The sequence below is a fragment of the Pseudoalteromonas sp. NZS71 genome (genome assembly GCF_015864715.1).
Lineage (GTDB): Bacteria > Pseudomonadota > Gammaproteobacteria > Enterobacterales > Alteromonadaceae > Pseudoalteromonas > Pseudoalteromonas arctica.
In genome coordinates this window covers 78,675-103,833 of record NZ_JADYWS010000017.1, presented here as the reverse complement: position 1 = coordinate 103,833, position 25,159 = coordinate 78,675, and the positions used below count along the sequence as shown (strand labels likewise).

Annotated in this window: 16 protein-coding genes and 1 pseudogene; 8 read left to right on the top strand and 9 right to left on the bottom strand. The window is 37.4% G+C overall.

The features are described from left to right. Positions 1 to 76: 76 nt before the first annotated feature. Complete coding sequence (locus I6E85_RS12650; protein WP_197236988.1) at positions 77 to 1,105, top strand: DUF3549 family protein; 1,029 nt, start codon at positions 77 to 79, stop codon at positions 1,103 to 1,105. Next, positions 1,106 to 1,405 (top strand): DUF3301 domain-containing protein, encoded by a 300-nt coding sequence (locus tag I6E85_RS12645; RefSeq protein WP_007378202.1) that lies wholly within the window; start codon positions 1,106 to 1,108, stop codon positions 1,403 to 1,405. An 851-nt stretch (positions 1,406 to 2,256) separates the two neighbouring features. On the opposite strand, the gene I6E85_RS12640 is transcribed toward I6E85_RS12645, so the two are convergent. Further along, positions 2,257 to 2,910, bottom strand: a complete 654-nt coding sequence (locus tag I6E85_RS12640) for a GNAT family N-acetyltransferase (RefSeq protein WP_008169301.1) — start codon at positions 2,908 to 2,910, stop codon at positions 2,257 to 2,259. 153 nt (positions 2,911 to 3,063) lie between these two features. Here I6E85_RS12640 and I6E85_RS12635 point away from each other — a divergent pair, with 153 nt between their 5' ends. From I6E85_RS12635 to I6E85_RS12625, 3 genes are all read left to right on the top strand, one after another. Continuing rightward, positions 3,064 to 3,300, top strand: coding sequence for a DUF2789 domain-containing protein (locus I6E85_RS12635; protein WP_002958240.1), 237 nt, complete (start codon positions 3,064 to 3,066; stop codon positions 3,298 to 3,300). 96 nt (positions 3,301 to 3,396) lie between these two features. After that, the gene (locus I6E85_RS12630) at positions 3,397 to 3,663 is read left to right on the top strand and encodes a hypothetical protein (protein ID WP_010553684.1); all 267 of its coding nucleotides are present in this window, start codon (positions 3,397 to 3,399) and stop codon (positions 3,661 to 3,663) included. 13 nt (positions 3,664 to 3,676) lie between these two features. Beyond that, on the top strand, positions 3,677 to 4,450 hold the full coding sequence (locus I6E85_RS12625) for a Zn-ribbon-containing protein (RefSeq protein ID WP_002958242.1): 774 nt from the start codon (positions 3,677 to 3,679) through the stop codon (positions 4,448 to 4,450). Positions 4,451 to 4,779: 329 nt separating this feature from the next. Here the strand turns inward: I6E85_RS12625 and syd are convergent, their stop codons facing one another. Next, on the bottom strand, positions 4,780 to 5,319 hold the full coding sequence (gene syd, locus I6E85_RS12620) for a SecY-interacting protein (protein WP_197236987.1): 540 nt from the start codon (positions 5,317 to 5,319) through the stop codon (positions 4,780 to 4,782). Between the two features lie 59 nt (positions 5,320 to 5,378). Here syd and queF point away from each other — a divergent pair, with 59 nt between their 5' ends. Next, positions 5,379 to 6,224, top strand: a complete 846-nt coding sequence (queF, locus tag I6E85_RS12615) for an NADPH-dependent 7-cyano-7-deazaguanine reductase QueF (RefSeq protein WP_024590784.1) — start codon at positions 5,379 to 5,381, stop codon at positions 6,222 to 6,224. A gap of 325 nt (positions 6,225 to 6,549) precedes the next feature. Here the strand turns inward: queF and I6E85_RS12610 are convergent, their stop codons facing one another. The 3 genes from I6E85_RS12610 to I6E85_RS12600 are packed head-to-tail and all read right to left on the bottom strand — an operon-like array spanning position 6,550 to position 12,886. Beyond that, positions 6,550 to 7,437 carry a peptidylprolyl isomerase gene (locus I6E85_RS12610; RefSeq protein WP_197236986.1) on the bottom strand — a complete coding sequence of 296 codons (888 nt, stop codon included), beginning with the start codon at positions 7,435 to 7,437 and terminating at the stop codon, positions 6,550 to 6,552. 32 nt (positions 7,438 to 7,469) lie between these two features. Beyond that, positions 7,470 to 11,159, bottom strand: coding sequence for a translocation/assembly module TamB domain-containing protein (locus I6E85_RS12605; RefSeq protein WP_197236985.1), 3,690 nt, complete (start codon positions 11,157 to 11,159; stop codon positions 7,470 to 7,472). Further along, positions 11,159 to 12,886, bottom strand: a complete 1,728-nt coding sequence (locus I6E85_RS12600) for an autotransporter assembly complex family protein (RefSeq protein ID WP_024590781.1) — start codon at positions 12,884 to 12,886, stop codon at positions 11,159 to 11,161. Before I6E85_RS12600 ends, I6E85_RS12605 begins: the two co-directional genes overlap by 1 nt. A gap of 214 nt (positions 12,887 to 13,100) precedes the next feature. Here I6E85_RS12600 and I6E85_RS12595 point away from each other — a divergent pair, with 214 nt between their 5' ends. After that, positions 13,101 to 13,436, top strand: coding sequence for a ribonuclease E inhibitor RraB (locus I6E85_RS12595; RefSeq protein ID WP_197236984.1), 336 nt, complete (start codon positions 13,101 to 13,103; stop codon positions 13,434 to 13,436). A 35-nt stretch (positions 13,437 to 13,471) separates the two neighbouring features. On the opposite strand, the gene I6E85_RS12590 is transcribed toward I6E85_RS12595, so the two are convergent. The 4 genes from I6E85_RS12590 to I6E85_RS12575 form a co-directional block, all read right to left on the bottom strand. Further along, entirely contained in the window at positions 13,472 to 15,223 is a 1,752-nt protein-coding gene (locus I6E85_RS12590; RefSeq protein WP_024590780.1) for a DEAD/DEAH box helicase, read from the bottom strand. A 124-nt stretch (positions 15,224 to 15,347) separates the two neighbouring features. After that, complete coding sequence (locus tag I6E85_RS12585; RefSeq protein ID WP_007586043.1) at positions 15,348 to 15,650, bottom strand: H-NS family nucleoid-associated regulatory protein; 303 nt, start codon at positions 15,648 to 15,650, stop codon at positions 15,348 to 15,350. Positions 15,651 to 16,183: 533 nt separating this feature from the next. Beyond that, complete coding sequence (locus tag I6E85_RS12580) at positions 16,184 to 18,811, bottom strand: TonB-dependent receptor (RefSeq protein WP_024590779.1); 2,628 nt, start codon at positions 18,809 to 18,811, stop codon at positions 16,184 to 16,186. Between the two features lie 1,184 nt (positions 18,812 to 19,995). After that, a complete protein-coding gene (locus I6E85_RS12575; RefSeq protein WP_024590778.1) occupies positions 19,996 to 22,881 on the bottom strand; it encodes a TonB-dependent siderophore receptor in 2,886 nt (961 codons plus the stop codon). Between the two features lie 1,880 nt (positions 22,882 to 24,761). On the opposite strand from I6E85_RS12575, the pseudogene I6E85_RS12570 reads away from it, so the two are divergent. Beyond that, positions 24,762 to 25,039: pseudogene (locus I6E85_RS12570) on the top strand (integrase core domain-containing protein); the annotation flags it as partial. Positions 25,040 to 25,159 lie beyond the last annotated feature (120 nt).

The window sequence follows — 25,159 nt, the reverse complement described above, 5'->3', positions numbered from 1 at the left end:
ATTATACCCTGTTCCCTCATAGGCGGCTATGACGTATAATTAATGTAATTTTGCAGTAAAAACAGTTGAGAAAACAATGAGTGATCAAATAGCTACATTAGGTCAGCTTTTAGATGGTGCGGGTACTCAGTGGCGTGCTTTTGATATTGGCAGGCACATTACTAAGCTTGATAAAAAACAATTTTTAGCTATTGAACAAGCTCAAGTGCCTTACCCTTATCCTCTTGCTGGTCATGCTTGGCTCGCTATCCAATTTTGGGATACTAAAGCCAGTAAAGAACCTTATGTATGGTTTTTAAAGTTTTCACTTGATGAGCAAAGTATGCTTGTAAGTGCTAGCCGCGATCACTTTGCTGATATGGTTATTCAAGCGCTAGGCACTGAAATTACAGGTGAGCAAGCCGATGGAAAACTTGATAATAACCCTTATGTTTTTACACCAAACGCAAATAAATTAGCGGCATTTAACGCCCAAGTAAAAGTACTATTAAAACAGCCTGCGTCGCAGTATTACGAGCATGCACAGTTATACTTTAGCGGTAAAATTGGTTTTGATAATTGGCAAGGTGTTGCACTGCAGGGTATTGCCGATTTTGCACTACGCTTAGACAGCGATACAAACTTAAGTAATTTGCAAAAAGCATGGGCGCATTTACCTATTGAAGTACTGCAACCACTCAGTGCCATGCTTGAACACGTTGAAATACCAACATCAATGAGTGAGTTACTTGTTGATTACACGCAGGCCGCAATTAGTAGTAACGATGCATTAGCTATAACCGCAGCACTAAGATCGGTTTCAAAAGGTCAAGCTCAAGGGTTATGCGCTCAATTAGTTGATACTGTACTAAGCTCACAGGTAAGACACGACTCTGACGTGTTACTAACAATAGCTGGGCGGTGTTTTAAGCAATTAGAAAACCCTGAACGCTTACATGTATTTATGGATAATTGCGCACATCATCAAAAAATTGATGAGTTGTTTCCTAGTATTTTTGCTGACTTAGTTGCAATACCGACTATTCGCCCGCATTTATTAGGCTTATTACGTAAAGAAAATCGTAGCGAAACCCTCGCGCGTGCAATTGGAAGGTTATTCTCTTAAATGGCAAGTTTATGGACGTTCATACTTATTGGTAGTGTAATTTACTTATTTTGGCTTAACCGAAAGGTTGCTGAAGCGGCGAACGTTCATGCTAAACGTCAAAGTGAGCAATTGCAGGTGCAGTTGATGAGTGTTGCATGCACAAAACGCCGCTTTGGTTTTTTAAAGAGCGGCAAGCCAGGCATCAAAAGTGAATTTATATTTGAGTTTTCAAGCGATGGTGAAAATGCTTATCAAGGTGTGTTAATTATGGAAAATGAGTTTTTGAAAAGTGTGGTTGTTCCACCGCATAAAATATAAAACTTAATATACTTTAGGAGTATTTGTCTTAAATTAATAAATTTAATTCAACACAAAAAACTAAGGCGTAACTAAAGTTACGCCCCAATTGGACTGCATCCTGCTAGATATCCATTATCTTAAATCCGTATTATCATCCCCTGAACGAGTAAACAACCTTGTTTACCCTCACATTGCATCCTGCAATATCCATAGCCACCTTGGCAAACCCACGAAATCTATCGTTTGGCTACATACTGTAGCATCATCCCTGGTAATCCTTTTAAGTAGCTCCTGCCACTTTTTGTATCCTGCAATATCCATAGCCATCTTGGCAAACCCACGAAATCTATCGTTTAGCTGCATCCCGTAGCATCATCCCTGGTAATCCTTTAAAGTATCTCCTGCCACTTTTGCATCCTGCAATGTCCACTTGCCATCTTGGCCGTCCTGCGTAAACTAACGCTCCTGCTACTTCCTGTAGCGTCATCCGTGATTATCCTAAAGTAACTCCTAGCTACTAAGTGCTTCATGCACTTCCTTATTCTTCCTTGTATCCGTTTTAGCTTGTCCTTTATGCTTCCTGCTAGCGTCCGCTATGTTGCCTATTCCGTATCCTTGGCAGTAACTCAATCATTGAGCTATGTCGTCTTGACGAAGAGAAGTTTAAAGCAATCAGGGGGGAGAAATAGGACTTAACATTAAATAAATAAACGTCACAAAAATGAAAAATAAAAATAAACTTTAAATAACAATAGCTTGAATGGAAAAAGGCTACTTATTAATAGCCTTTAACTGACAATGCTCACGATAATGTGAGATATATCTCACGGCCTTATGTCCGTTTGGGCGCATTGGCTTACATCATAATTTTAAATAGTTGGCTCAATTATTGATTTAAACAGTAACTCGCCCTCTACTTGGTTAAAAGTAAGGTGTTTAAATGCTTCAAACTTTTCGGTTTTAAAAAATTCAGTGTGCTCTTTACGCGTTACAAATACAGCCATCCCCGTTGACTCAGCGTTACATTTAACTAAATCATCAAGCCCTCGTAGTAAGTAACGACCAAACCCTTGCCCATGAAAATGTGGATCTACGGCAATAAAAGCTAAAAAGTAGTAATTGCCTTTCTCTTTAAGGGCATCTCTAATTGTTTGTTCTTTATCTATTAATTGATTTGTTTGTAAGTAGCCCGCACTCAGCATTAATTTTAAACGCCAGTGCCAATAACGCTGCGCTTGTAATTGGCTATTAGATTCAAATACACACGCTACTGCTTTTAATTTATCGTTGCGGTATAAACCAATTAATGGCTGCTTTTCTTGCCAAAAACTACTGAGCTCTTCGCGAATTAATGATCGTAATTTTTTTTCGTATACTGATTTATTTTCGTCATTGTAGCTAAGCATGTTTTGTAATACAGGATCGTCATGATAAGCCTGATAAATTAGGCTTGCTGCAGTGCTAATATCTTCTGCGGCTAAATACTGTACGCTGAACGTATCAGCTGGCGTGGTTACACTCATTGTATTTCCTTTATTATTTTAGCTGTAGACTGTTTAACTTTATACCTAACTATATACCTAAAATTATTAACCGTAAATTCAGCGAGAGTTTAACTAGCTAGGAGTAGAGTTAATCCTTAGAATAAGTTTTCATTCGTTTAAAGGAGCAATATCATGGATACGACTAAACACGACATCAATACACTATTTGCACAACTTGGATTACCTAATTCTGATGAACAAATAGATGCATTTATTGCCTCACATGAATTAGAAGACACAACGCTACTCCAAGAAGCTTCTTTTTGGGATGAGGCACAACAGCACTTTTTAGCTGAATCGCTTGCACAAGACGGTGATTGGAGTGAAGTAATTGACGAGTTAGATGTACGCATTCGTCAAAGTAAGTAATTTTATTTAATGTACCCTCCCTTATTTATTGCTAACATAGCATCTGCGCAGCATTTATATGCTGCGTATTTATTTTATTAAAGAGTTATATATCTAATGAATTCAGTTGTATTTGATGCAATTAAAGCCCTTCTTGATGAAGGCAAAACCCCTACTGTAGCACTAACTAAAAGCCGTTTGGCGCAACCGGTTCCTATGCCGATGATTATTGCAGCAGTAAGCCAATATAAAAACAATCCTGATTCAATAAATAACTTCATGAGAAACCCACAGCAGTCAGATAGTACTGAGCTTAAAACAAGTCAATTAGATAGAATTGAGCAAAAACTCGATAAACTTCTTGCACTGCTAGAACAAAAATAATTTGAGACTATAAATGTTCGTTGTTGATTTAACTTTTGATTGCTACCAAGACACCACCCTAGAACAAGCCGAACAAGCAATAAATCGCTTAGTAAATGCACTGCGTTTTAATGGTCAAATAATGGGGGAAGAATTTCCAACCGTTTTAAAAGATGGATTTTTTATTACCCGTGTAATGTGCCCTACTGAAGATGCAATGCACCCGCTAAATAACAGCCCGTTTGTTAAGCACAGTATCGAAAAGTTACATAGTGCGGGGCTACTTGCGCCAAAAGTAAAAGTGATTGGACAAGATATTCACTCCAATGGTGCTGACTGCTGTAAAGAACCATCAAGTTATATTTTATACACAACCTATGTGCATACGTGTAGCCCGCTTTATTGTGGTGATGACTTTTTGCCTGTGCCGTTATTTCGTATTCCGGCAATTGCTAATGGTGACTATAAAACGCTTATAAAATGGCAAGAAGATTGGCAAGCCTGCGATCAAATTCAAATTAATGGCGCAACCCGTTGTGAGTTTCCGGCACTTGAAGAAATATCGAGTATCCAAAGCGACTTATACAGACGCGGAAAAGACATAACAAAGCGAATTAGTTTTTTAACTAAAAAGCCAACCTATTATTATTTATACCGTGTAGGCGGCGTAGATAAAGCGTCTGAACTTGAACGAAAATGCCCTAGCTGCAATGGCGATTGGAAATTACCTGAATCGTGGTTTGGGTTATTCGACTTTAGGTGTGAGCCATGTGGCTTAGTGTCTAATATATCGTGGGATTTTCAGTAACCATTAGGGCGTGTTGACCTTTGTGGATTGAAATTTGTTCAATCTAGGGACGATTTAATCGCGGCGCGAGGTTTGTAACCTAGTGGGCTAAGTAAAAACCGAGCAACAAAGAGTTAATCGTCCCTAGAAAGAACCCAAAGGGCAGCGCATGTTTGGCATTTATGCTTCGTTATCGCCTATTTATGGGGAGTAACCACACTACATAGGCTCTGCCTTGCCTAAAAACCAAACATACAGCTGCAAAATCAACCACGAAAGGTCAACACGCCCTAGTAATGGCTCTAAAAATCAGCTTAGTGATGACGCTAAGCTGATTTATTAAACACGTTTTAAACCTCTAATGCCTTTAAAAAAGCATTAATGTTAGGTGCAAGTACATGGTGTGTGTTTTTGCCTACGTGCTCTAAACATACTTCACCAGTGTGCACCAAAACACTCACTAGTAAATCATCTTGATCTGTTAAACCAATAAATACTGTTTCTGGCTGCTTGAGCTTGCGTTTCATTAAAATGTGACCCGTTATATTTTGCTGTAACAAATTAAAGTCTTCTTCGTTCCATGCTTGTAGTAATTCAACCTGATGCCCATCAATAACTGCTGAAATGCTTCCACCGTACATATGCCCATATAGCTCGCTAAGCTCTTTTGGGAAATCAAGCTCAAGTGCACTGGCTAAATCATTAAGCGAACCTGCAGGTTGCTGACGCGCGCCCTGCCATTGAATGTTTCCTTGCTCGTCAAACTCACCAACTTCACATGGGCTTGGCCATTGCTCGTCATGCGCAATAAGTGGGTACTTTGTAGTGTTTTTAAGGGTATTTTCGCTAAATTTTTGATGAAGTTGTTCTATAAGCAATGCAACAGACATACTGTGAAACTCATTTAAATTAGATATAATGTCCCTATTGTAACTATTTAAGAGCAAACATGACAGATTACAGCAATTCTCCAGACCTTAAAGGTAGCGTATTAGGCCAATCTACTGAGTATGTAGATGTGTACACGCCAAGCTTGCTTTTCCCTATTGCGCGCAAACTAAATCGTGATGCTTTAAATATTGACGAAGCAGAGCTTCCATTTAAAGGCCAAGACATTTGGACAGGTTACGAGCTTTCATGGCTAAACAATAAAGGTAAACCGCAAGTTGCCGTAGCCTTATTTACCTTTGAATGCCAAAGCAGCCATATTATTGAGTCAAAGTCGTTTAAACTTTATTTAAATAGCTTTAACCAAACCCGATTTGAAAGCATTGATGTAGTAAAACAGCACTTAATTGATGACTTATCAAACGCGGTTAACAGCCCTGTCAAAGTGACTTTATATAATCCTGATGATTACAATTGCTTACCGTGTACAGCGCTGCCAGGTGAATGTATTGATGACTTAGATATTGAGATTAATAATTACGATATTGATGCTAATTCACTTAAAGCAAAAAGTGATAACGTAGTAACAGAAACGCTCTATAGCCATTTACTTAAATCAAACTGTTTAATTACCTCCCAGCCTGACTGGGCAAGTGTGATCATACGATACACAGGCGAGCAAATATGTCGCGAATCGTTACTGCGTTATTTAATTTCGTTCAGAACACATAACGAATTTCATGAGCAGTGTGTTGAGCGTATTTATAGCGATTTAACAACACAACTTAATATTAAAGAGTTAGAGGTTTACGCGCGTTATACTCGTCGCGGTGGGCTTGATATAAACCCGTATCGCTCTACGCATTATAACGACACGCCATTTGCAGTTAAAATTAATCGTCAGTAGTTTATTTTAAATTGGAATATTAGGGTCTGTTGACCTTTCAAGGTTAAATTTGCAGCAGTCTGTTTGGTATTTAGGCAAGGCAGAGCCTAAGTAGTGTGGTTGTTCCCCATAAATAGGCGATAACGTAGCATTAATGCCAAACAGGAGTTGCCCAAAGGGTTCTGCCTAGGGGCTATTCACTCTTTGTTGCTCGGTTTTTACTTAGCCCACTAGGTTACAAACCTCGCGCCGCGATTAAATAGCCCCTAGATTGAACAAATTTTAATCCGCAAAGATCAACAGACCCTCGTATTAAAAAAAGAGCCTAGGCTCCTTTTTACATTTTTTAATTAACTTCGCGCTTAGTGGGTATAGGCATACCACACACATCAATGTAGCTATGTGCTTTAACAAACCATGGTTCAATACGGTTTTTACGAGCACTGATTAAGTTTTTAAACACAGATGAGTTTGTTTTCATCACTTTAAATATACTTTTATCGCTTTGTACATCGCCAAGTACTTGTATATTGGTAATTGGGTTAAATACTTTACCTTCAGTTGGTGTACGCGCTAAACGATTAAAATGCTCTATACCTTCGATCACTCGGCCAAACACCGTAATGTTTTTATCAAGGTAGCGCGGGCCTTGCCCTATCGTTACAAAAAACTCCGTACTCGCACTATTTATATCGTTATCGCGCGCCATTGCAAACACACCACTACAATGCACTTGCCATGTTTGCGTATGTGCTGAGTTTTGAGCTACTGCAAAGCCGTTTAAAAAGCCAGTAACTAGTGCATATCCGTCGCCATTTAGCTCAGTAATTAAAAGTGGTTTGTTTGTTGTTAAATAAAACTCAGCAGGGACTGTTTTATCTGCCGTTTTAATTAACTTTTTACCCGAGCTGTCCCCGCCCTGAGCAACAAAACCTTCAACAAACCGATAAACGCTAGTATTTTTATAAAACCCTTCTCGCGCTAACTTTTTAATGTTTTGAGTGTGCTTTGGGGCAAGCCGTTCATTAAGCTCAACATACGCATCGCCCGTTGGCAGCGTTATCTTTAAAATATTTTGAGCGTTCACTACTCGCCAGTCATTATCTGTTGCACTAGCAATTACTTCACTCGCGCTAAATAAAGGTAGCTCTTGTTTAGCAACATCATCACCGAGTTGTTGAGCACAACCGCTCAACATAACACTAAGCAGAGCTGGCAATATAATTTTTTTCATCGCTTATATCCTTATAATTATTATAGTTTTGTTTATTCCCAATCAAACTTATATAGCACATCAACATTTTGGTATAGGCCGCTCGTTATTTCTATGTATAACTGTGAAAGTAACTGATAACGCACAGCCACTTCACTGAGCGAATCAAATACACCCACGCTATATTTAACTTGTAAGCTAGGTGCTACGTAACCTGATATTTCTACTTTGGTGCTATCACCACTACCTGATGAGCTTAAACTTACATCTGACAACCCAAAGGTTTCACCTACCTTAGAAACAACCCCTTCGCTGCGACTAACACCTTGAGAGAGTAATAACTGTGTGAGCATAGCATCGCTTGACGAACTTTCCCCATCACCTAAAGGTTGGCCATTAAGTAAATATGCGAGTGCTTGAGCTTGATCCATCGCAGGCTCAGAAAATATTTTAAGCGTTGGTTGTTCAACATTACCCGTGAGCGTAACCCCTGCAATGACACCATTTGCAGTCGTATCGGGGTTACGTATTGCTTTAATATTTAAAAATGGTTGTTCAATTGAACCGCTAAAACCGACTTGCCCGGTGCTGATTATTAAATCTTGCCCAAAGGCTAAGTAAGTACCTTCAATTAAGTTAAGCTCACCTGTGGCTATAATTGGCGCACCTTGACTCATTTTTATCGCTAAATCACCCGCAACTTTTGATTCCAAGCCAAACGACTCTACTTTTACATCGTTTTTAACAATCACTTTTAAATCTATGTCGTAATCAAACGGAACTGTTTCGGTGGCCTCGGTTTTTTGATCAACAATAATTTCATCATCGCTAACTTGCACCGCGCCCTCAGGAAGCTCTTCAATCATTATACGACCGTAAGGCACAACTACCTCACCAGCAAGCTTGAGTGCATTATTAGCCAAGCCTATTTTTAAATCCGGCGATACTTTAAAAGTAACCCCTTGCTGCGCGCGTACATAAAACTGCTCGCCAACTACCATAACATTTACAGCAGGTTGCGCACCTTGCCAATCAACGTCACCGGTTAGATTTATTTTACCGCCCTGATTGTCGTTTAAGTTGCCTTTTATTGTGGCTGTTGTTTTATCAAACAATACGTTTATGTTTGATTTTTGCAGCGCTATAGGTAGTTGCTCGCCCTCTAAACTAATATCGCTAACATTAAGTTCGCCATTTAATAAAGGATCTTTTAACGTACCTGCTAACGCCACTTTTCCGCTAATATCTCCTTTTAACTGCTCGAGGGTTTCAAGAAAAGGTTGTAAGTCTGAAAGGAGTATTTTATCGATATTAATGGTGCCATTAAGCGCTTGCGAATTTTGTATATCGTCGATATTAATTTGTGTATTAATTTTGCCTAATACACTTGATTCTAGATTAGCTTCAAGCTTGCCAATTTGAGAGTCCGAAAACGCACTAATAGTTAAAGTTTCGATTGGTAATTTAAAACGATCTTCTTCCGAGGTAAGCACTGCTTCTAAGTCGCTAGAATCGATATTTGCGCGTAATGTTTTAAGCGCACCGCTTTGCCAATTAAGTGCTACATCGCCAGCTATATTACCGCGAGTACGAATGCTATTAGGTAAAAAGTGCTTAAGCTCCTCAAGTGCTAAGTTGCTTAGTTTAGCATTTAACTGACCGAGATTTTTTGACTGCGCTAAGGTGTCTATGCATAATTCACTTTGATCAGATGCCCAACAATGTGCACTTACATCAAAGTCGCCACTTTGCGTATTAACCATAATGGCAATATTTTTAGTATTACTAAAACTAAGCTTTTTATCGCTAAGCGTTACATTACTAAGCTCGCCATTCCAAGTGGTATTATTAATTTTGCCATTAACTTCAAGTTCTACACTGCCTTGCTCGGCATCTACAGATGCCGTAAGTTGGTGATCTGTTTTGTCGCCGCTAATATCAATTTTAACGCTATTAATTTGCTGTTCGGCCACAAGCGCCGAACCAACACTTACCGAAACATCAGTTTGCCAATCGGCTGCGGTATCTAACTGCCCTTTTACTGATAATTTGTTAATGTTTATTTCATCAAAAATAAAGCGATCTAGTATTAGTGCTAAATCAACAGAGGGCGTTAACCTTTCCCCTCTCACTTTTAAATTTGCGTTGCCGTCGGCAGTAAATGGAATATTAGCTTTTTCATCACTTTTTAGCGTTACTTTGCCATCAACCTGCCAAGTGTCATCAACTTGACCGCTTAGTGCTAATTTATTGGTGCCGCTACTTAAATAAAAGCTATCAATATTAGCTTTTAACGTGTTGTCGAGCTTAAAGTTTGAGGCAAATTCTAGTGGCACGTCGTTAAGTAATCCGCTTAACTTTGTATTATTCATTTGTAGCTGCCACTTATCGTCAGCTGCATTAAACGAGCCTTTAAACTGCCCTGAAATATCACTGGTAGCGGCATCAGTTAAGTACTGCGCTTTTAAGTTAGCAAGCGTGCCATTAAAGTTAGCCTGTATGCCTTTTTGCCAATCAACATTGGCTTCTATAGTTGCACTGCTTTCGTTCGCTTTAATGCTTAGCGCTTGTAAAGTTGCTTTGGTGAGACTGCCTTTTAATTGGGTATTTAAGTCAACAGCTGGGTACGCGCCTAGTTGACTATTCGCCTGTAGGCTAAGCTGATAGTCGTCAGCATTACCTTGTGCGTTAAGGCTAACATTTCGTACTTTAAGTTCATTACTTTGTGCATCAATAAGCCACTGCTTAATTTTTCCATTTAACTCAAATGGATAGTTTTTTTGCTTTAAATTTGCCGTTGCCGTTAAACTAAGCGGATATTGCCCCTGTGTTTCTAAATTTAAGTTTAGATTTGATAAGTCGCCATTCAACTGCAAATTGGCTTGGTGCTCGTCACTTTGTAAAACAACATCCCCTTTCACGGGCAAATTCCCTGCAAGCTCAGCGTTAAGATGCGTATTAAGCTGCCACTGTTCATACTTTGCTGAGAATGACTCTAAATTAATAACCGCATCTTCCACACTTAATTGCAGCGAGATGTTTTCAATAACATGTTGGGCTTCGTTTTGCTCAATCGTAATTTTAGCTATTTCAAAGTCTTCAACAACTAAATCAAGTGGTGAAGTAAATTCTATATTAGGTAATGCGGGTAGGTGCGTTAAAGGCGCTTGAGTATTTTGCGCCGTTTGTGTTTTCGCATCTTGTTCTTGCTCTTTTAAAGCAACAAGTATGGTGGGAATATTCAGGCTTTTAACCGTCAGCTTTGAACCCTCTGCTTTTGCTGAGAGTTTAAAGTTATTAACGCTTACGTTTGCACTTGGATGCTCTAGAGTAAATTTATTGATCGCAATGTTTTTTACAGCAATATTAAAAGGTAAGCTGATTTTTTCAAGCGGCTCTGCCGCGGCTTCTTCTTGTGAATCTGCAGTTTTTGGTAATGTTAAATTTATAGATTTAGCACTTAAGTTATCTATACAAATTCCATCGCACTGCCACCAAAACAAATCAATTTTCAATTGTTGTGCATTAAAGTCCAATCCGTTGCTAGCAAAGCGTACATTAAAGGCATCATTATAAATAAAACGGCCATCTTTAATTTCAATATGCAGTCCATCTACCGCTTTATTTGCACTATAAGCAATAAATTGATTACCGGGTGCGGTAAATAACAAACAAAATAGTGCAACAACTAACGTGACAAAAATAGCACTTACGGCGGCTGTTATCTTTTTTAATACTGACATTAAATTTCTGGCCCTATGGTAATACTTAAACGTGTGCTTTTACTTTCTTTTGTTAATCCCCAAGCGTGGTCTATACGCACGGGGCCAACGGGTGTTAAATAGCGAAAACCAAAACCAGCACCTACTTCAAAATCATCAGAAAAATCATTAGTCGCAGTACCACCATCAACAAATAAAGCTGCTCGCCAATTTTTAGCAAACTGGTAGTTATATTCCATCGTGCCCGATAGTAAATACTTACCACCTATTAGCTCGCCATCATCGTTCTCGGGCGAAATTGATTGGTACGCAAAACCACGAACGCTTTGATCGCCACCTGCGTAAAACCGAAGTGAAAATGGCACGTTGTTAATATCATCAACAAGCATTGCTCCCACATTCGCTTTTAAAAACACCAAGTGGCGGTCAAAATAAGTGCGTAGCCAAGCATGTTGCATTTGCACCCTAATCAGATTAGTACTTGAAAGCACATCATCTAAGCCAAACTCAGCAGATATAAGCCACTGCTCTCCCCAATAGGGAGTCGTGCCGCCTTTTGATTTTTTGCGCGCGTAGCTAATGCCAGGCATTAACATTTCGGTACTTTCTTCGTCTTCATCACCAATACGGTAGGTTTCTTGGTCGCGGCGTAAAAATGCAGTACGCACCCACTTATTTTCAGTCAACCATTGGCGCTGAACCTGCCCTGTTAATATTTCACTGTAAGTGTCGTTTGTGAGCTCATCTTCTAATTTATAACCGACAGAGAATCGCCATAAATCATCATTAGGATCATCAACCGGAATTGTATAAGCCATGGAAATATCTTGCTGCTTTTGCGCCACATTTAAATTAGTTTCGAGGTAGTGGCCGTCTTCTGTGATCCACGGTTTACTCCATTTAAAACGCACCTTGGGTCCTAAGTCAGTACTAAAACCACCGCCAATTTCATAGCTGTTAGCTGGCTTGGGTAATACTTCAACTTTAATCGGTACTTGGCTATTTTTGCGCGCTGCTATGTCAGCATAAACACGCACACTGGCAAAATAAGGGGTACTTGATAAATCCAAGTTATAGTCAGCAATATGTGTTGATTTATAAGGTTGGCCCTGAGAGAAAGGCGCTATAGAGCGTATGTATTTTTCAGCGGGTGTACTACTGGCAATTTGTATATCGCCAAACTGATACCTGACTCCGGTATCAATTATAAAAGTAATAACAGCACTATTTTTTTTAAGCGACACTTCTAATTTGCGCGCTGGCCACTTAGCATCAAAATAACCAAGCTCTAGCAACATAGATTCTATTTTTTTATGAGCAGAGTCATATTTACCATGATTTAAAACATCACCTTGTTTTAAGTTGGTGCTTTTAATCAATGCCTGTAATTGGGTATCGCTTTGACCATCACCGTTTAGCGTAATATTAATTGCTTCTATGCGAGTTGCAGGACCCCGTTCAACTTTAACTATTAGCTCGCTGTCGTTTTTATCATAAATAACCTCGACGGTCGGGCTATAATAGCCAAGTGCTTTGATGCTATTTTGTACTTGTTTTTGAGCATAACGACGAAGTGTACGGGTTGGCTTTTCACCAATTAATTGCTTGAGATAAAGGGCTACGTTATTTTCTAAATCGCCACTTAACCCTTCAATTTCGTAATCTTCTATGACTTTTTCTGCCGCATAGCTATTTGTCGCAATTAAAGCGCTCACAACACACATGCAACGTAAAAACTTAATAAACAAGTAAATATCCTTACTTTTAATATCTTACAAAAAACTGGTTAATTACCCGCATATTAGCATAGCCATAATGAGCAACACATTAACTTAATAACAATCTAACGCGTAAATTTAACTTTGAATAAATATCAGCATAATTAAAATTAGTACGCGTTAAGACAATATTTTAGTTACAATAGTGCCTACGAATAAAAAATTAATTTTAAATGAGTTTTTAATGCAATTCCCTGATGATGATAACGGCCAACTTTTAGCCGAAATAGCCGCTGATGGCATTGATTTAAATAAAATGCACCAAGTCGATTTTTTTATTTTATTTGAACAAGAAGCCGATGCTGAAAAATTTGCTAAAGAAATAGTTTCTGATGCATTAGTTCAAAATGCTGAGCTTGAAAAATGTAAAGACACTGGCGTTTGGGAAGTAATCACTCAAGTACAAATGGTGCCAGAGCACACCCTTCTAGGACAAGCAGAGCAATACATTGAAAGTATTGCTAATAGCTTTAATGGATACGGTGATGGCTGGGGATTAATGGACGGTGACGAGGCTTAATCGCCTTTTAGTTCAATGTACTCTATCAGTTAAGCTTAGCGGCTTAACTGATTTGCCTTTCTAAAACCCCCTTTATAGTCAAATAGTTTATCAGCCACTTTCCAACCATACTTTTTGCTTTTTCGTGCAATAACAAAATCCGGTGGTACTAATTCAAATTGTGCTTTTACTACTTGCTCTGCAGTTTTAAAATTAATAGGTGTTTGTCCAAGTCCTACTCGTAGACCAAATTGCTTATTAAATATAAATTGCCCGCCTTTATTTGCGAGGTTATATACTTCATCGCAACTTGCACCATCTTCATCAAAATACGTTATTTTAATAAGTTCATCTTTAATTTGAGTTACCGACAACCCACTACATCGAAGCACAAGTGCGTCTTTTAAGTTTAATGCATTACGTAACTTATCATCAGGGTCGGCCATTACCGCGCCGCAATCATGGCATTTACGTGCAGCAATATCATTTTGGGCACCGCACTGCTCACACTCTTTAAACCTAAAACGATAATCGCACTGCTCTTTATGCCCATCATCATCTTCTAACAGCCCTTTACAGCGCCTGCCAAAGTGCTCTATTACTTTTCCTGCGGAATCAGTTTTACCCCAAAATATATTCGCAAAACCACAGCCAGGACAAAGTATCTGCACAGGTTCATTATCACTATCGCCTTTTTTATCGCCTACTTCTGGGTGAAATAAATTAAAACCATTGCCGGCATAATCTATTACTAAGCAATCCGTTTTTGATTCAGATAGCCTCAAGCCTCGCCCCACAATTTGTTGATATAAACTAACTGATTCTGTAGGTCTTAAAATAGCTATAAAGTCGACATGTGGCGCATCAAAGCCGGTTGTTAGTACCGATATATTAACTAGATACTTTAATTGCTTAGCTTTAAATTGCTTAATAATTTTATCGCGCTCAGTGTTTGGCGTATCACCTGTTATAAGTGCACTTTGATGAGCTGGTAGGTAGCTTAATATTTCCTGAGCATGCATTACCGTGGCGGCAAAAACCATAACACCTTCACGCTCTTCACTGTATTGAATTACTTGCTGTAATATAGCTTTCGTTGCGCGCTCACTGTTTTTTAAAAGCGCATTCATATCATCAGTCGTATATTGCCCAAATGCATTACTATCTAGAGACGAAAAATCATAATGGCTAATCGCTGCATCAACTTCGTTTGGCGGCGTTAAATAATTATGTTTGATCATATACCTGAGCGGCAATTCAAAAATACAACTTTTAAACGGGCTTTCATTAGTCCCTTTAACAAAGCCATGATAATGATGATGGTATATCCACCCCGTTCCTAGCCGATAAGGTGTTGCTGTTAAACCCAATACTTTTAACTGAGGGTTATATTCTTTTAAACTACTTATTACTTTTCCGTACTGGCTTTTTTTATCCCCATTTACCCTGTGGCATTCATCAATAATAAGTAACGAATAATGCTCATTTAATTTATTTAAATTACGAGAAAGTGATTGCACACTGGCAAAGGTTACTTGATGGTTTAATGACTTTTCTTTTAAACCTGCTGAAAATATACTCGCCTCTAAACCAAAACTTTTATATTTTTGCGAATTTTGCTCTACCAGCTCTTTTACATGAGCAAGCACTAATATTTTTTGCTTAGCTATACGCGCAAGTTCAGCAATAACAAGGCTTTTACCTGCGCCGGTTGGTAGTACAATAACGGCAGGATCATTACTCTTTCTAAAGTGTAAAACGGTTCGTTCTACGGCTTCTTGCTGGTAAGGTCTTAGTTTATAGCTCATGGGAAAACAAATAGGTTTGAGTGAAGAGATTTTAGCAAATAATAGCTGGGAGTTTTAAACTTTAATTATATTTTATTGAGGGGGAAACAAAAAAGAGAAGCCGAAGCTTCTCTTATATTTAGCTTTAGGCTAAAAATTTCTCAAGCTCAACACCTTCAAACGCTTTAGGACGACGGCCACGGCCTGTCCATTCAATAGTCTCACCATTAAGTTCCATGCGGTACTTAGGCTTAACTTTAGTACGTTTGTCTGATGCTCCATCTTGTAAATCTTCTAGCGTAAGTCCTTTTTCTTTTAAAAGATCCAAAACTTCCTGTTTCGCTTTTTGCTGCTGGGTATATTTTGAAATTGCATCATTGATAAGCTGTTGGGCTTTTTCAAGATCCGTTAATGATGCTGTTTTAATAAAAGATCGGACTTCTTTCATTTATATCTCGCTAAATTGTGTGATTGGATTTATTTAATTATTCTTTTTTAGTATAAGGGTATTTTTCAGGAATGACTATTACAAGATATAAACTAAATAATCCCTCTGTTAAATATACGCTATTAGTCCTACCTTATTAAATTAGGAGTAATTTAATATAAATTGTCGATGTATAAGGGAACTTCATTTTATAAAATATATAGTCGATAAAAAACACTACTAATCCGTTGAATAATAAATGCCAGCTTTCAGTACAATAAAGCAGCTAAAAACTTATATGTAATTTGCAAATATCATTACTTCGACTCAATTAAAAACCACATTATCTATTTTTCGTGTCAGGTGAATATAATCGGAAAATCACAAGGTAACAAACTTAAAAATAAAGTGGGCCAGTAAGTACATACAAACCATAATTAAAATTTTAAAGATAAAATTGCAAACCAAATGTAAAAAGGTCAGAAGCATAAGCAACTGACCTTTTTTTATAATCGTCAACGTATTGAAGACGAAACATAATCTATAAACGATTTTTAGAAGTTTTGTTCAACTTTTAAAAATACAGCTCGGCCTAAAACATCATATAATGATGTTGAAGCATCGCGATAACCTCTAGTGCCATCGTTTAGCTGTGGTGCTTCTTTATCAAACACATTGTTCACACCTAGTACAAACTTACCATTCCACTCATGGTTATATGATACTTGGATATTGTGTTTAATATAGCTTGGAATATCAGCTAAATATGTTACACCATACTCTTCATTACCTGAGTCTTGGTCGCCTATGTAGTATGTAGTCCATGCTGCACCAAATGCATCATTAGTCCAATCAAAAGTAACATTACCACGAAGCTCTGGGTACTCTTGTAAACCAGCGTAATCGAATGCGTCAGCACCCTCTTCTGTTACTTCTTCAAAGTCACTTACATAACTTAACTCACCTTTAAGAGCGAAGTTACCAATGCTAGATTCAAACATGTAAGCTGTTTTAAAATCAAAACCTGATGTTTCTAAACTCGCCATATTTTGGTCAAAGCTGTACATTACATCAATACGACCTGTATTTGGATCGCGAACTACTGCAGGGTTAGAACCATTGTCTTGCTCGTCTTTTAATAGACGTTCAACACTTACTGCTGCAATTCTGTTTTCTAACTTAATATTATAGTAAGAAAGCTCTACAGATAAGTCATCTGTTACATTCCAAACAAAACCTGTTGTAAATGATTCACCTTCTTCTGGCTCAAGATCTGGATTGCCACCAAACCAAGTTTTATGTTGCTGTGAAGCATTTGGGTTACAGTAAATAGCATCAGAACCTGCATTGCCTTGCGTATCACACCAAATTGTATCGTAAGCTTTTTCGAAGCTTAGTGCCTGACTAGAGAACATTTCGCCCATGTTAGGTGCACGGAACGATTCACCCCAGCTAGCTCGCACTAATAGCGCATCAGAAGGACGCCATGCAACACCAATTTGAGGGGCAACATTATCGAATGTTCCTGATACAAATTGTGAACCAACGTCACCTTCTTGCTCGTACTTGTCGTATCGAACAGCTGCTTTAATATCAACATTGTATGGTAGGTTTACTTGAAGCTCTGAATATACAGATGTTCTATCACGTTCTGCATTAACATCGTCACCACCTGAGCCACCTGACACACGACCTGAAGCCGATTGAGGGTCACTCATTTGTTCAAATTCTACTTGCTCAAATTCAGCACCAACTACGCCAGCAATCGAAACATCACCATTATCAAACAATAATGTAGATGCTACCGTATCAAATTGAGTACTTGTAAAACGAGCTTGATACACACCTGTGTGAGCAGCTTGCCCATACAAGTCTTTCATGCTGCTATCCCAGTTAGCAAAGCTCATTCCTGATGTATTAAAGATATCATATTCGCCGCTATCAATTAATTTCTGAACAACATCATCATTTATCAGGTTTGTATTGAATGAGTTAGTTGTAGAACGGCTGTGTTGTACATTAAATTCCCAGTCAATACCATTTGCAACATCTACAAAGCCGACTAAACCACCTAAGAAATCAATACTATTAATTTCAGTACGAGTATCTCGCTCACCAATGTTAGCTGAGCGCATGTATAGAGTTAAATCTTCGCCTACAGGGTTTAAAGGATTATCAGCCAACATAGTTGGTTGGTTTGTAGATACAGGTGTACCTGCATAGCGAGAATCAGTTTCAGAAAGTGATGCACTTGCGCGGCCACGGAACTTTAAGTTATCAGTGAATTCATAATTGAAATTTGAAAGCATTGAGTTCTGAGTAGTATCACCAAATAACTTAGTTACTGCACCATAGTTATATAAACAGCGAGTGCCACCATCAACCGTGTTATTTGATTCTGCACACATAGTAGGGCTTGTAACCCAACCACTAGCACCATTACCATTTGGAACTGAGCTAAATGACGAATAATCAGCATAAGTCTCATCATTTAATTTCCAAATATCTCTATCGTATACTGATTCAGCATCATAATATTCATAAGTTAATGTAATATTACCTTTCTCACCAGAGTAACCTGTACTTACGTTAAAACGATTTGTATCACCACCTTCGGCACTAGGTAGCTCAGTATCATATGAAAAACTTAAACCGTTAAAGTCTTTTTTTGTAATAATGTTAATAACACCTGCAACAGCATCTGAGCCATATACAGCAGAAGCACCTTCACGAAGAATCTCAATTCTTTCTACTATTGCCATTGGAATACGAGAAGTATCTGCGGCAGCGCCTGAAGACGAACTTGTACCAGGCATACGGCGACCGTCAAGTAGCACTAATGTGTACTCAGCCCCAAGGCCACGCATGTTAATATTACTTGTTGCTGCTGCGCCGTTACCGTAGCCAGACATACCACGCCATGAACCAAAGCTATTTACAGAAGTATTATTTAAAACATCAGCAACTGATGCTTCACCTGATAATTGTAGATCTGCAGCGGTAATAACAGTTACTGGTGATGATGTTTCCATATCAACTTGCTTAATGCGAGACCCAGTTACTTCTATACGCTCAACTTTTTCTTTTTCTGCTGCCATAGAGCTTGCAGAAAAAGCAGCGGTGGATACCGCACTAAAAGCAATCGCTAAGCGAACTGCCTTTGAAACTTTATTATTTAACATTTGATTCTCCCTAGAATACTATTTTAATTATTTTGTTTTCAAAACGGTCTGTAATTAATCACAGTACCTGTTTCGATTTGAATAGTAGTCCCAAGTTATGCAAAAGGTCAACACTTGGCTAACCAAATAAAACCCTTTATTTACAAAACCTTAAAGTAACAAAAAACAAACACAATGCTCTTTTTGCATTATTGCATTATTGCATTATTGCAAAAACTTGATTTAGAATAAGTGCTATTTACTGAAGAAATCATATCTAAGTCTCGCCTCAAACAAGTTACTTACTTCCTTATTGTGGCGAATTATGTAGGTGTAAAAGCATGCAAAAAATAAATTACCTACATAAAATTAACAAAAATGATTGAGACAACTATAGCTATTCAACTATCTGAAAAAGTACTACTTGGCCTTTCTAAAAAAGAAAAAATCCATAAAGCTATATTTTCATTGATTTCCAAAATCGTGCACAGAAAGCAGGCTAACTAAGATATCTGAGTCACTTTTTGTAGTAATTACTATTAAATATGTATAAATGCTTAGTCTATATCAGTAAGTCAGCGAGCTAGGAGTGCTAATAACTCCTTGTATAGATAAAGACGCTAGGCAAGTGACGCAAGCTTAATACTTAAACGAAGAAATGAAAGAGTTGCAGCTGTTATGCGTAATGTAATGTGATGCTGCTGATAGCTTTAATACTCAAAGATATTAAAGCACCACCCTATTCATTAGATTAGAATATAATAAATTTAGAATAGGCTTTTAAAGGATACGAAGACGTTGTTAACGTAGCTTTGAAGCACGTAATCACTCTATCAATACAGTAATTGGCATATCAGATATGATCAAGGTTGAGGGCTGTACTACCAAATAATATATCCAACCACCACATTTTCAGCTTAAGTAATGAAAGATAATCTTTTGTTGATATCCATTATGTTTTTAAACTTCTGAAGAACCGCTAAGTAAATCCAACAATTTCCAGTCTAAAGAAACGTAATATCAACTAGATATAAAAAATTTTTGCCTAGTTATAGCGAAATTTACTTATCGTTAAATAAACCCCATATATAAGCCGGTTGGTATAAACACATATTAGGGCAAGTAAAATATAAAAAAAGCCTACTGAAATTTCAGTAGGCTTTAATATTAAACACTTTCGTTTATAAACTTATTTACTAAAGATATTAGAAACGTAAGTTTAGTCCTAAGTTGAAACGTCTGCCGTATACGTCGTAATACTCACCTTCATCGTATGTGCCAGGATTTCTAGGAGGTGTAATATCAAATAAGTTTGAAACACCTAATCTTACTTCAAGCATTTCGCTAACAGTATAACGACCATTTATTGACCATTCTGTATAAGAAGGAACATCATTATAGTTGTTATTTTCAGCAGTCCACTCTCTGTCTAATACTGTTGAATGACGGTATTTACCAATCATACCTACGTATAAATCATCGTAAGTATAGCCTACCGTTAGGTTACCCTGCCAACGAGGGTATCTTACTTCACCAACTGTAGGTGTTGGTTCATAGCCTTCGCTAGAAACATCTGTATTAAACTCTCTATGCTCAAGGTAACTTGCTAGTAAACGGAAGTTAAATGAACCGTAGCTCGTTTCATACTTGTATGTACCTTCTAAATCAACACCTTTAAGAGAGTAAGATGCTAAGTTATATGGTCCATTACGAACCTCAGAAATATCAAGAGTCGTAGGATCACGGTCAACTAAGTCACAAGCACTATTATCTAAACTAGACGCTTCGTAACAATCATCAATAACACGCTGTGCACCTAAAGAGTTAATTGCATCTTCAACGTCAAAACTCCAATAATCTGCAATTAACGTGATATTTTCAGTTGGGGTATAAATTACACCAAATAATGTATCGTCAGACGTTTCTTCTTGAAGGTTTGCATTACCTGAATTCACACTTGGTGGAGTAACACTACGCCAATCATCAGATGGTCTCCAATCTCCAACTGTAGTACCTGGGTTTGGAATACCTGCAGCTTGACAGTTAGCAATTAAGTTTGCTTTTTTGCTATCACTCGCTGTAGATATATTAGTTTGGTCACATGGATCGCCATAAGACGCGAATGACTGAGTACCAGCAGAATAAAGTTGAGATAATGATGGAGCACGAACCGACTTAGACTTTGTACCACGGAAACGAAGTTCATCGTTCATTGCATAGTTAAAGCCTACCTTCCAAGCTACATTATCGCCCACTGAAGAGTAATCCATGTAACGAGCGGCTAACTCAAGGCTTAATGAATCAACAAATGGTGCATCCACTAATAATGGAACTGACATTTCAACACCAATTTCATCAACTGTAAATTCACCATCCCATGCTTTTACAAAGTTACCAAACACTAGATTATTCTGCATTGCTGCACCAGGTTCATTAGAACCAGTTTCTTTACGATGCTCAGCACTTAAAGCAAAAGAAACACCACCGGCAGGCATATCAAAAGCATAACCTGAAATAACACCACCAATAACTTGCTGCTGTTTAACTTTAGAAATTGATGCTGAGGTAGTAACGTAATCTAAAGCTTCTTGAGATGCACCATTAAGACCGAACAGGCTTAATGCCTGACAACCATCTAACGCACCAACTAAAGAACCATCTGAATCACGGTCAGCACAACGAATTGCTCCGTCAATTTCTACCGCGTCAATAGCCTTGTTAAAGTTCTCAGTAAGGAATTCACCGTTCCATGTAGTGTCGTTTTTATTACGACCGTAACTAAAATATACTTCGTAATCGAACTCTTCTAGTAGTAACCCTTGGAAAGAAAGAGTTGTATTAAGTGTTGTACGATCATCTTCATAGGTACGATTACCAAAACCCGAAGCAAGCTTATAAATTGTAACTGAATCTCTACCAGCTTCATCTAATTGTGCTTTAGCAGCTGGGTCTAAAAATGCATTATCTGAACGAATCGATTCAGCAAGGAAAATTGGGCTACTTTCTGCATAAGCACTAGCTTTTGAGAAAGAAACTTCAAAATTCATTGAATGATCATCAGCATAATTATTTACTATGTTTGTAAAAACATTGAAACGATTAAGTGGTGTTGCAAGATCTTGATGTTCAATAAATTTGTAACCATTAGAGAAGCCGTCACCAAAATATCTAAGTTGATTATTCGGCGCAGGTCTTGTTACACCACCAACTATAACGGGACTAAACTCACCATTATCACCAAATACAACATGGCCATCAGGTAAGAAAGCATCACCTGCGCGATCGTAATAGCCTAGTGTTTGCAAACCGGCAAACTCACCTGTAGCTAAAATATTCTGTGGAATTCCATCCGTGTCAGAAACGTTATCAGGGTTTAACATCCCAGAAACTGGGTTACGAAGAAAGTCACGGTCTTGAGCTTCAAGCTGTTCTGTTTCTGAGTAAGATAAGCTCGTAATAAAACTTATTTTATCGCTTTCACCACCAAACGTGAATGAAAAAGACTCTTCTTCACCACCACTTTGTTCTGTAATAGATTTTTTGTAGTTGAAGTCCATAGTATCTTGAGACTTTTTCAAAATAATATTAACTACACCCGCAATTGCATCTGAACCGTAAACTGCTGACGCGCCGCCATGAACAATATCCATACGTTCAATCATTTCAGTCGGAATGCCGTTTAAATCTACCGCAGGATTATCTACAGAAGCACCTACGTATCGACGACCGTTTACAAGTACTAAAGTACGACCTTCTCCAAGCTGACGAAGATCTGTAGTATTTATACCCGCACCAAAAATAGTGTTAGTAGTTGTTGTAGGTGCAGAGCCTACGCCAGATGAAGGCAGCTTTTGTAACAAGTCTGAGATGTTTGTGATGCCGGCATTAGATAGCTCTTCGCCAGTAATTGTAGTTACAGGAGTAGGTGAAACCTCTGAAAAACGCTTAATACGCGAGCCTGTAACCTCTATACGTTCTACTTTTTCAACGCCTTCTTCTGCCGCAATTGAATTTGCAGCGAAAACAGCCGTTGATGCTGTACCAAAAGCAATCGCTAAGCGAACTGCCTTTGAAATTTTATTGTTTAACATTTGATTCTCCCTAGAATACTATTTTATTATTTATGCTTAATTTTTAAAATTAATGCGCAATAAAGCCACTTAATAAGACTAAAAATGCCTATATGAAGGTACAGTAGGACTTTATTGTGTGACGGATGATAGTACTAGAGAAACAAAGAGGTCAACACATTATTAACTTTAAACCAGCAAAAATAACAAATGTATCTTTCACCATTACATTAAAATCAACAGTAAGCAGCTGATTTTATTGAAAAAGTAATATGTGTATATTTAAAGCTTATATCACCTTAAAATAAAATACTTTAATAACAATAACTTGAATGTTTGTAAAGATTTGTAACAAAGCATCGCTAAAATATATAAAAACATTCATATTTAGTAGACTTATCTAAAGCTGCAGGTTTAAAAAAGTGTCTCTTTTATTTAAGGTTGAATAAAAATAACTTTACTATCAACTAGATAGCCTCACTTCTATACCTTAACAATAAGATGTATATGCGATTACTTTAGTCTTTTCGAGTATATGACTTATAGTATGCTTGTAAAATTTATTATAGGAATTGACCCAATTAATGTATAAACATACATAATTACTTACTCCTTCCTTATTTTGCAATCTGAGTTGTTAATTTTATGCTTAGATATGTGAAAAAACCTTTTGAAGTAGTCACTTAAATTTTATCCTGATCTTTTCAGGGTAGGTAGATTATAACCAAGCTTCCTGTGTGGATTTTATGTAAATACCTACTACTGCCCGCATTTAATTTGTTTGAAAATTCAATTTAGAACTATTAGGTACACTTGTCAGATTACAAGTTTGGTTATATTATTTTGTAATTTCGCCTACATCGCGTTTAACCTGATTTATTGATCTAGCCAGCTGCAAATCATAAATAAACTTTCTTTGATATGTCGTAAAAATGTTCATTATCATTTTTATACTCGAAAAGAGCATCGACTGATGAGTGTTTGTTTAATGACAGGAAATTATCAACTCAATTGTGAAGGTAGTGCTTGAACATTTGGTTATTAACTGGCCAATATTATTCCTTAATACTTGTTCTAATAATATTGAAACCATCTCTTTATTTACTAATTTGATAATATTCACTTGAGTATCACATCGACCGTAAAATCAAAGTTAAAATATGCAAAATTATCAGATAAGCTGCATGTATTTGATACGGCCTTAACTGGTAATATTTAATGTACTTAAGAAGAGTTGCCCCCTCTTAAGTGTAATGCGGGATATCCTCTATATTCATATTTACAGATACTTTTGGCGGGAGCCTCTAAAATAATTATCGCTATAAATAGAACAACTAAAATTTATAATTACTCAGAATAAATAAGCTATAAATTACAAATCACTTAAAAAACTTATTACCATCAAAATCAACCACTTAATCGAGCAAATAGAAAAATAATATATAATAATTTTGTAAAACATACGTTATTGAAATACGAGAAAGCACCAACTAAATACAAAGTTACCACGTTAACAAGGTTTGGCAGATAGTCGAAAATCAATGAAATAGTGTAGCTTGGAGGAGGGGTAAGTTTAATAGCAAATAGTTTACTTAACATAGATAACCTATCTGTATTATTATTAGTACAAACACATTAAGATTTCAAACATAAGTTAAAGTATTGCAATTAAACTTAGTAGTAAAATTAGTTCCTATCTTGGTAAATATTCCCTCTTTTGTTAATTTCTCTCATTGCCTCTTGGTTTTTTTGCGTCTTTCTTCTGCCAACTCTTTTGACATGCATGTACGCTTTTTAATATTACTACCTGTCACCGCTATTTTTTCGCATGCCATATTTTCATTACTGCTTAGAGAGTCTTCACTCAGTGAACTACAACCAGATAGAAATAGTAAATTTAAAATGATTATCAGCTCTATTTAGCTATCAACGATATCGACCATACGAAAACTAAAGCCATATCACCGCAGACGAACGGTATCTGCGAACGCTTCCATAAAACGATATTGCAAGAGTTTTATCAGGTGACATTCCGTAAAAAACTATATAGTTCACTGGATGAATTACAGAAGGATCTAGACGAATGGATGGTTTACTAAAATAATGACTGAACTCATCAGGGGAAAATGTGCTGTGTAGAACAACATTAGAAAAATTATTAGACGGAAAATCGATTTAGGCTGAGAAAAGTTTAGCTCAAATCTAAACTGACAGTCACCGATTAATAAACGGGTAACTGTCAGATCGAGTCTGATCTAGTACATTTAATAACTGGCGAGTATCTCATTTAGAGCAAATT

What these genes read in the sequence shown, in the direction of transcription:
- I6E85_RS12650 (WP_197236988.1), top strand. Translation starts at nt 77, where the DNA reads ATGAGTGATCAAATAGCTACATTAGGTCAGCTTTTAGATGGTGCGGGT.
- I6E85_RS12645 (WP_007378202.1), top strand. Translation starts at nt 1,106, where the DNA reads ATGGCAAGTTTATGGACGTTCATACTTATTGGTAGTGTAATTTACTTA.
- I6E85_RS12640 (WP_008169301.1), bottom strand. Translation starts at nt 2,910, where the DNA reads ATGAGTGTAACCACGCCAGCTGATACGTTCAGCGTACAGTATTTAGCC.
- I6E85_RS12635 (WP_002958240.1), top strand. Translation starts at nt 3,064, where the DNA reads ATGGATACGACTAAACACGACATCAATACACTATTTGCACAACTTGGA.
- I6E85_RS12630 (WP_010553684.1), top strand. Translation starts at nt 3,397, where the DNA reads ATGAATTCAGTTGTATTTGATGCAATTAAAGCCCTTCTTGATGAAGGC.
- I6E85_RS12625 (WP_002958242.1), top strand. Translation starts at nt 3,677, where the DNA reads ATGTTCGTTGTTGATTTAACTTTTGATTGCTACCAAGACACCACCCTA.
- syd (WP_197236987.1), bottom strand. Translation starts at nt 5,319, where the DNA reads ATGTCTGTTGCATTGCTTATAGAACAACTTCATCAAAAATTTAGCGAA.
- queF (WP_024590784.1), top strand. Translation starts at nt 5,379, where the DNA reads ATGACAGATTACAGCAATTCTCCAGACCTTAAAGGTAGCGTATTAGGC.
- I6E85_RS12610 (WP_197236986.1), bottom strand. Translation starts at nt 7,437, where the DNA reads ATGAAAAAAATTATATTGCCAGCTCTGCTTAGTGTTATGTTGAGCGGT.
- I6E85_RS12605 (WP_197236985.1), bottom strand. Translation starts at nt 11,159, where the DNA reads ATGTCAGTATTAAAAAAGATAACAGCCGCCGTAAGTGCTATTTTTGTC.
- I6E85_RS12595 (WP_197236984.1), top strand. Translation starts at nt 13,101, where the DNA reads ATGCAATTCCCTGATGATGATAACGGCCAACTTTTAGCCGAAATAGCC.
- I6E85_RS12590 (WP_024590780.1), bottom strand. Translation starts at nt 15,223, where the DNA reads ATGAGCTATAAACTAAGACCTTACCAGCAAGAAGCCGTAGAACGAACC.
- I6E85_RS12585 (WP_007586043.1), bottom strand. Translation starts at nt 15,650, where the DNA reads ATGAAAGAAGTCCGATCTTTTATTAAAACAGCATCATTAACGGATCTT.
- I6E85_RS12580 (WP_024590779.1), bottom strand. Translation starts at nt 18,811, where the DNA reads ATGTTAAATAATAAAGTTTCAAAGGCAGTTCGCTTAGCGATTGCTTTT.
- I6E85_RS12575 (WP_024590778.1), bottom strand. Translation starts at nt 22,881, where the DNA reads ATGTTAAACAATAAAATTTCAAAGGCAGTTCGCTTAGCGATTGCTTTT.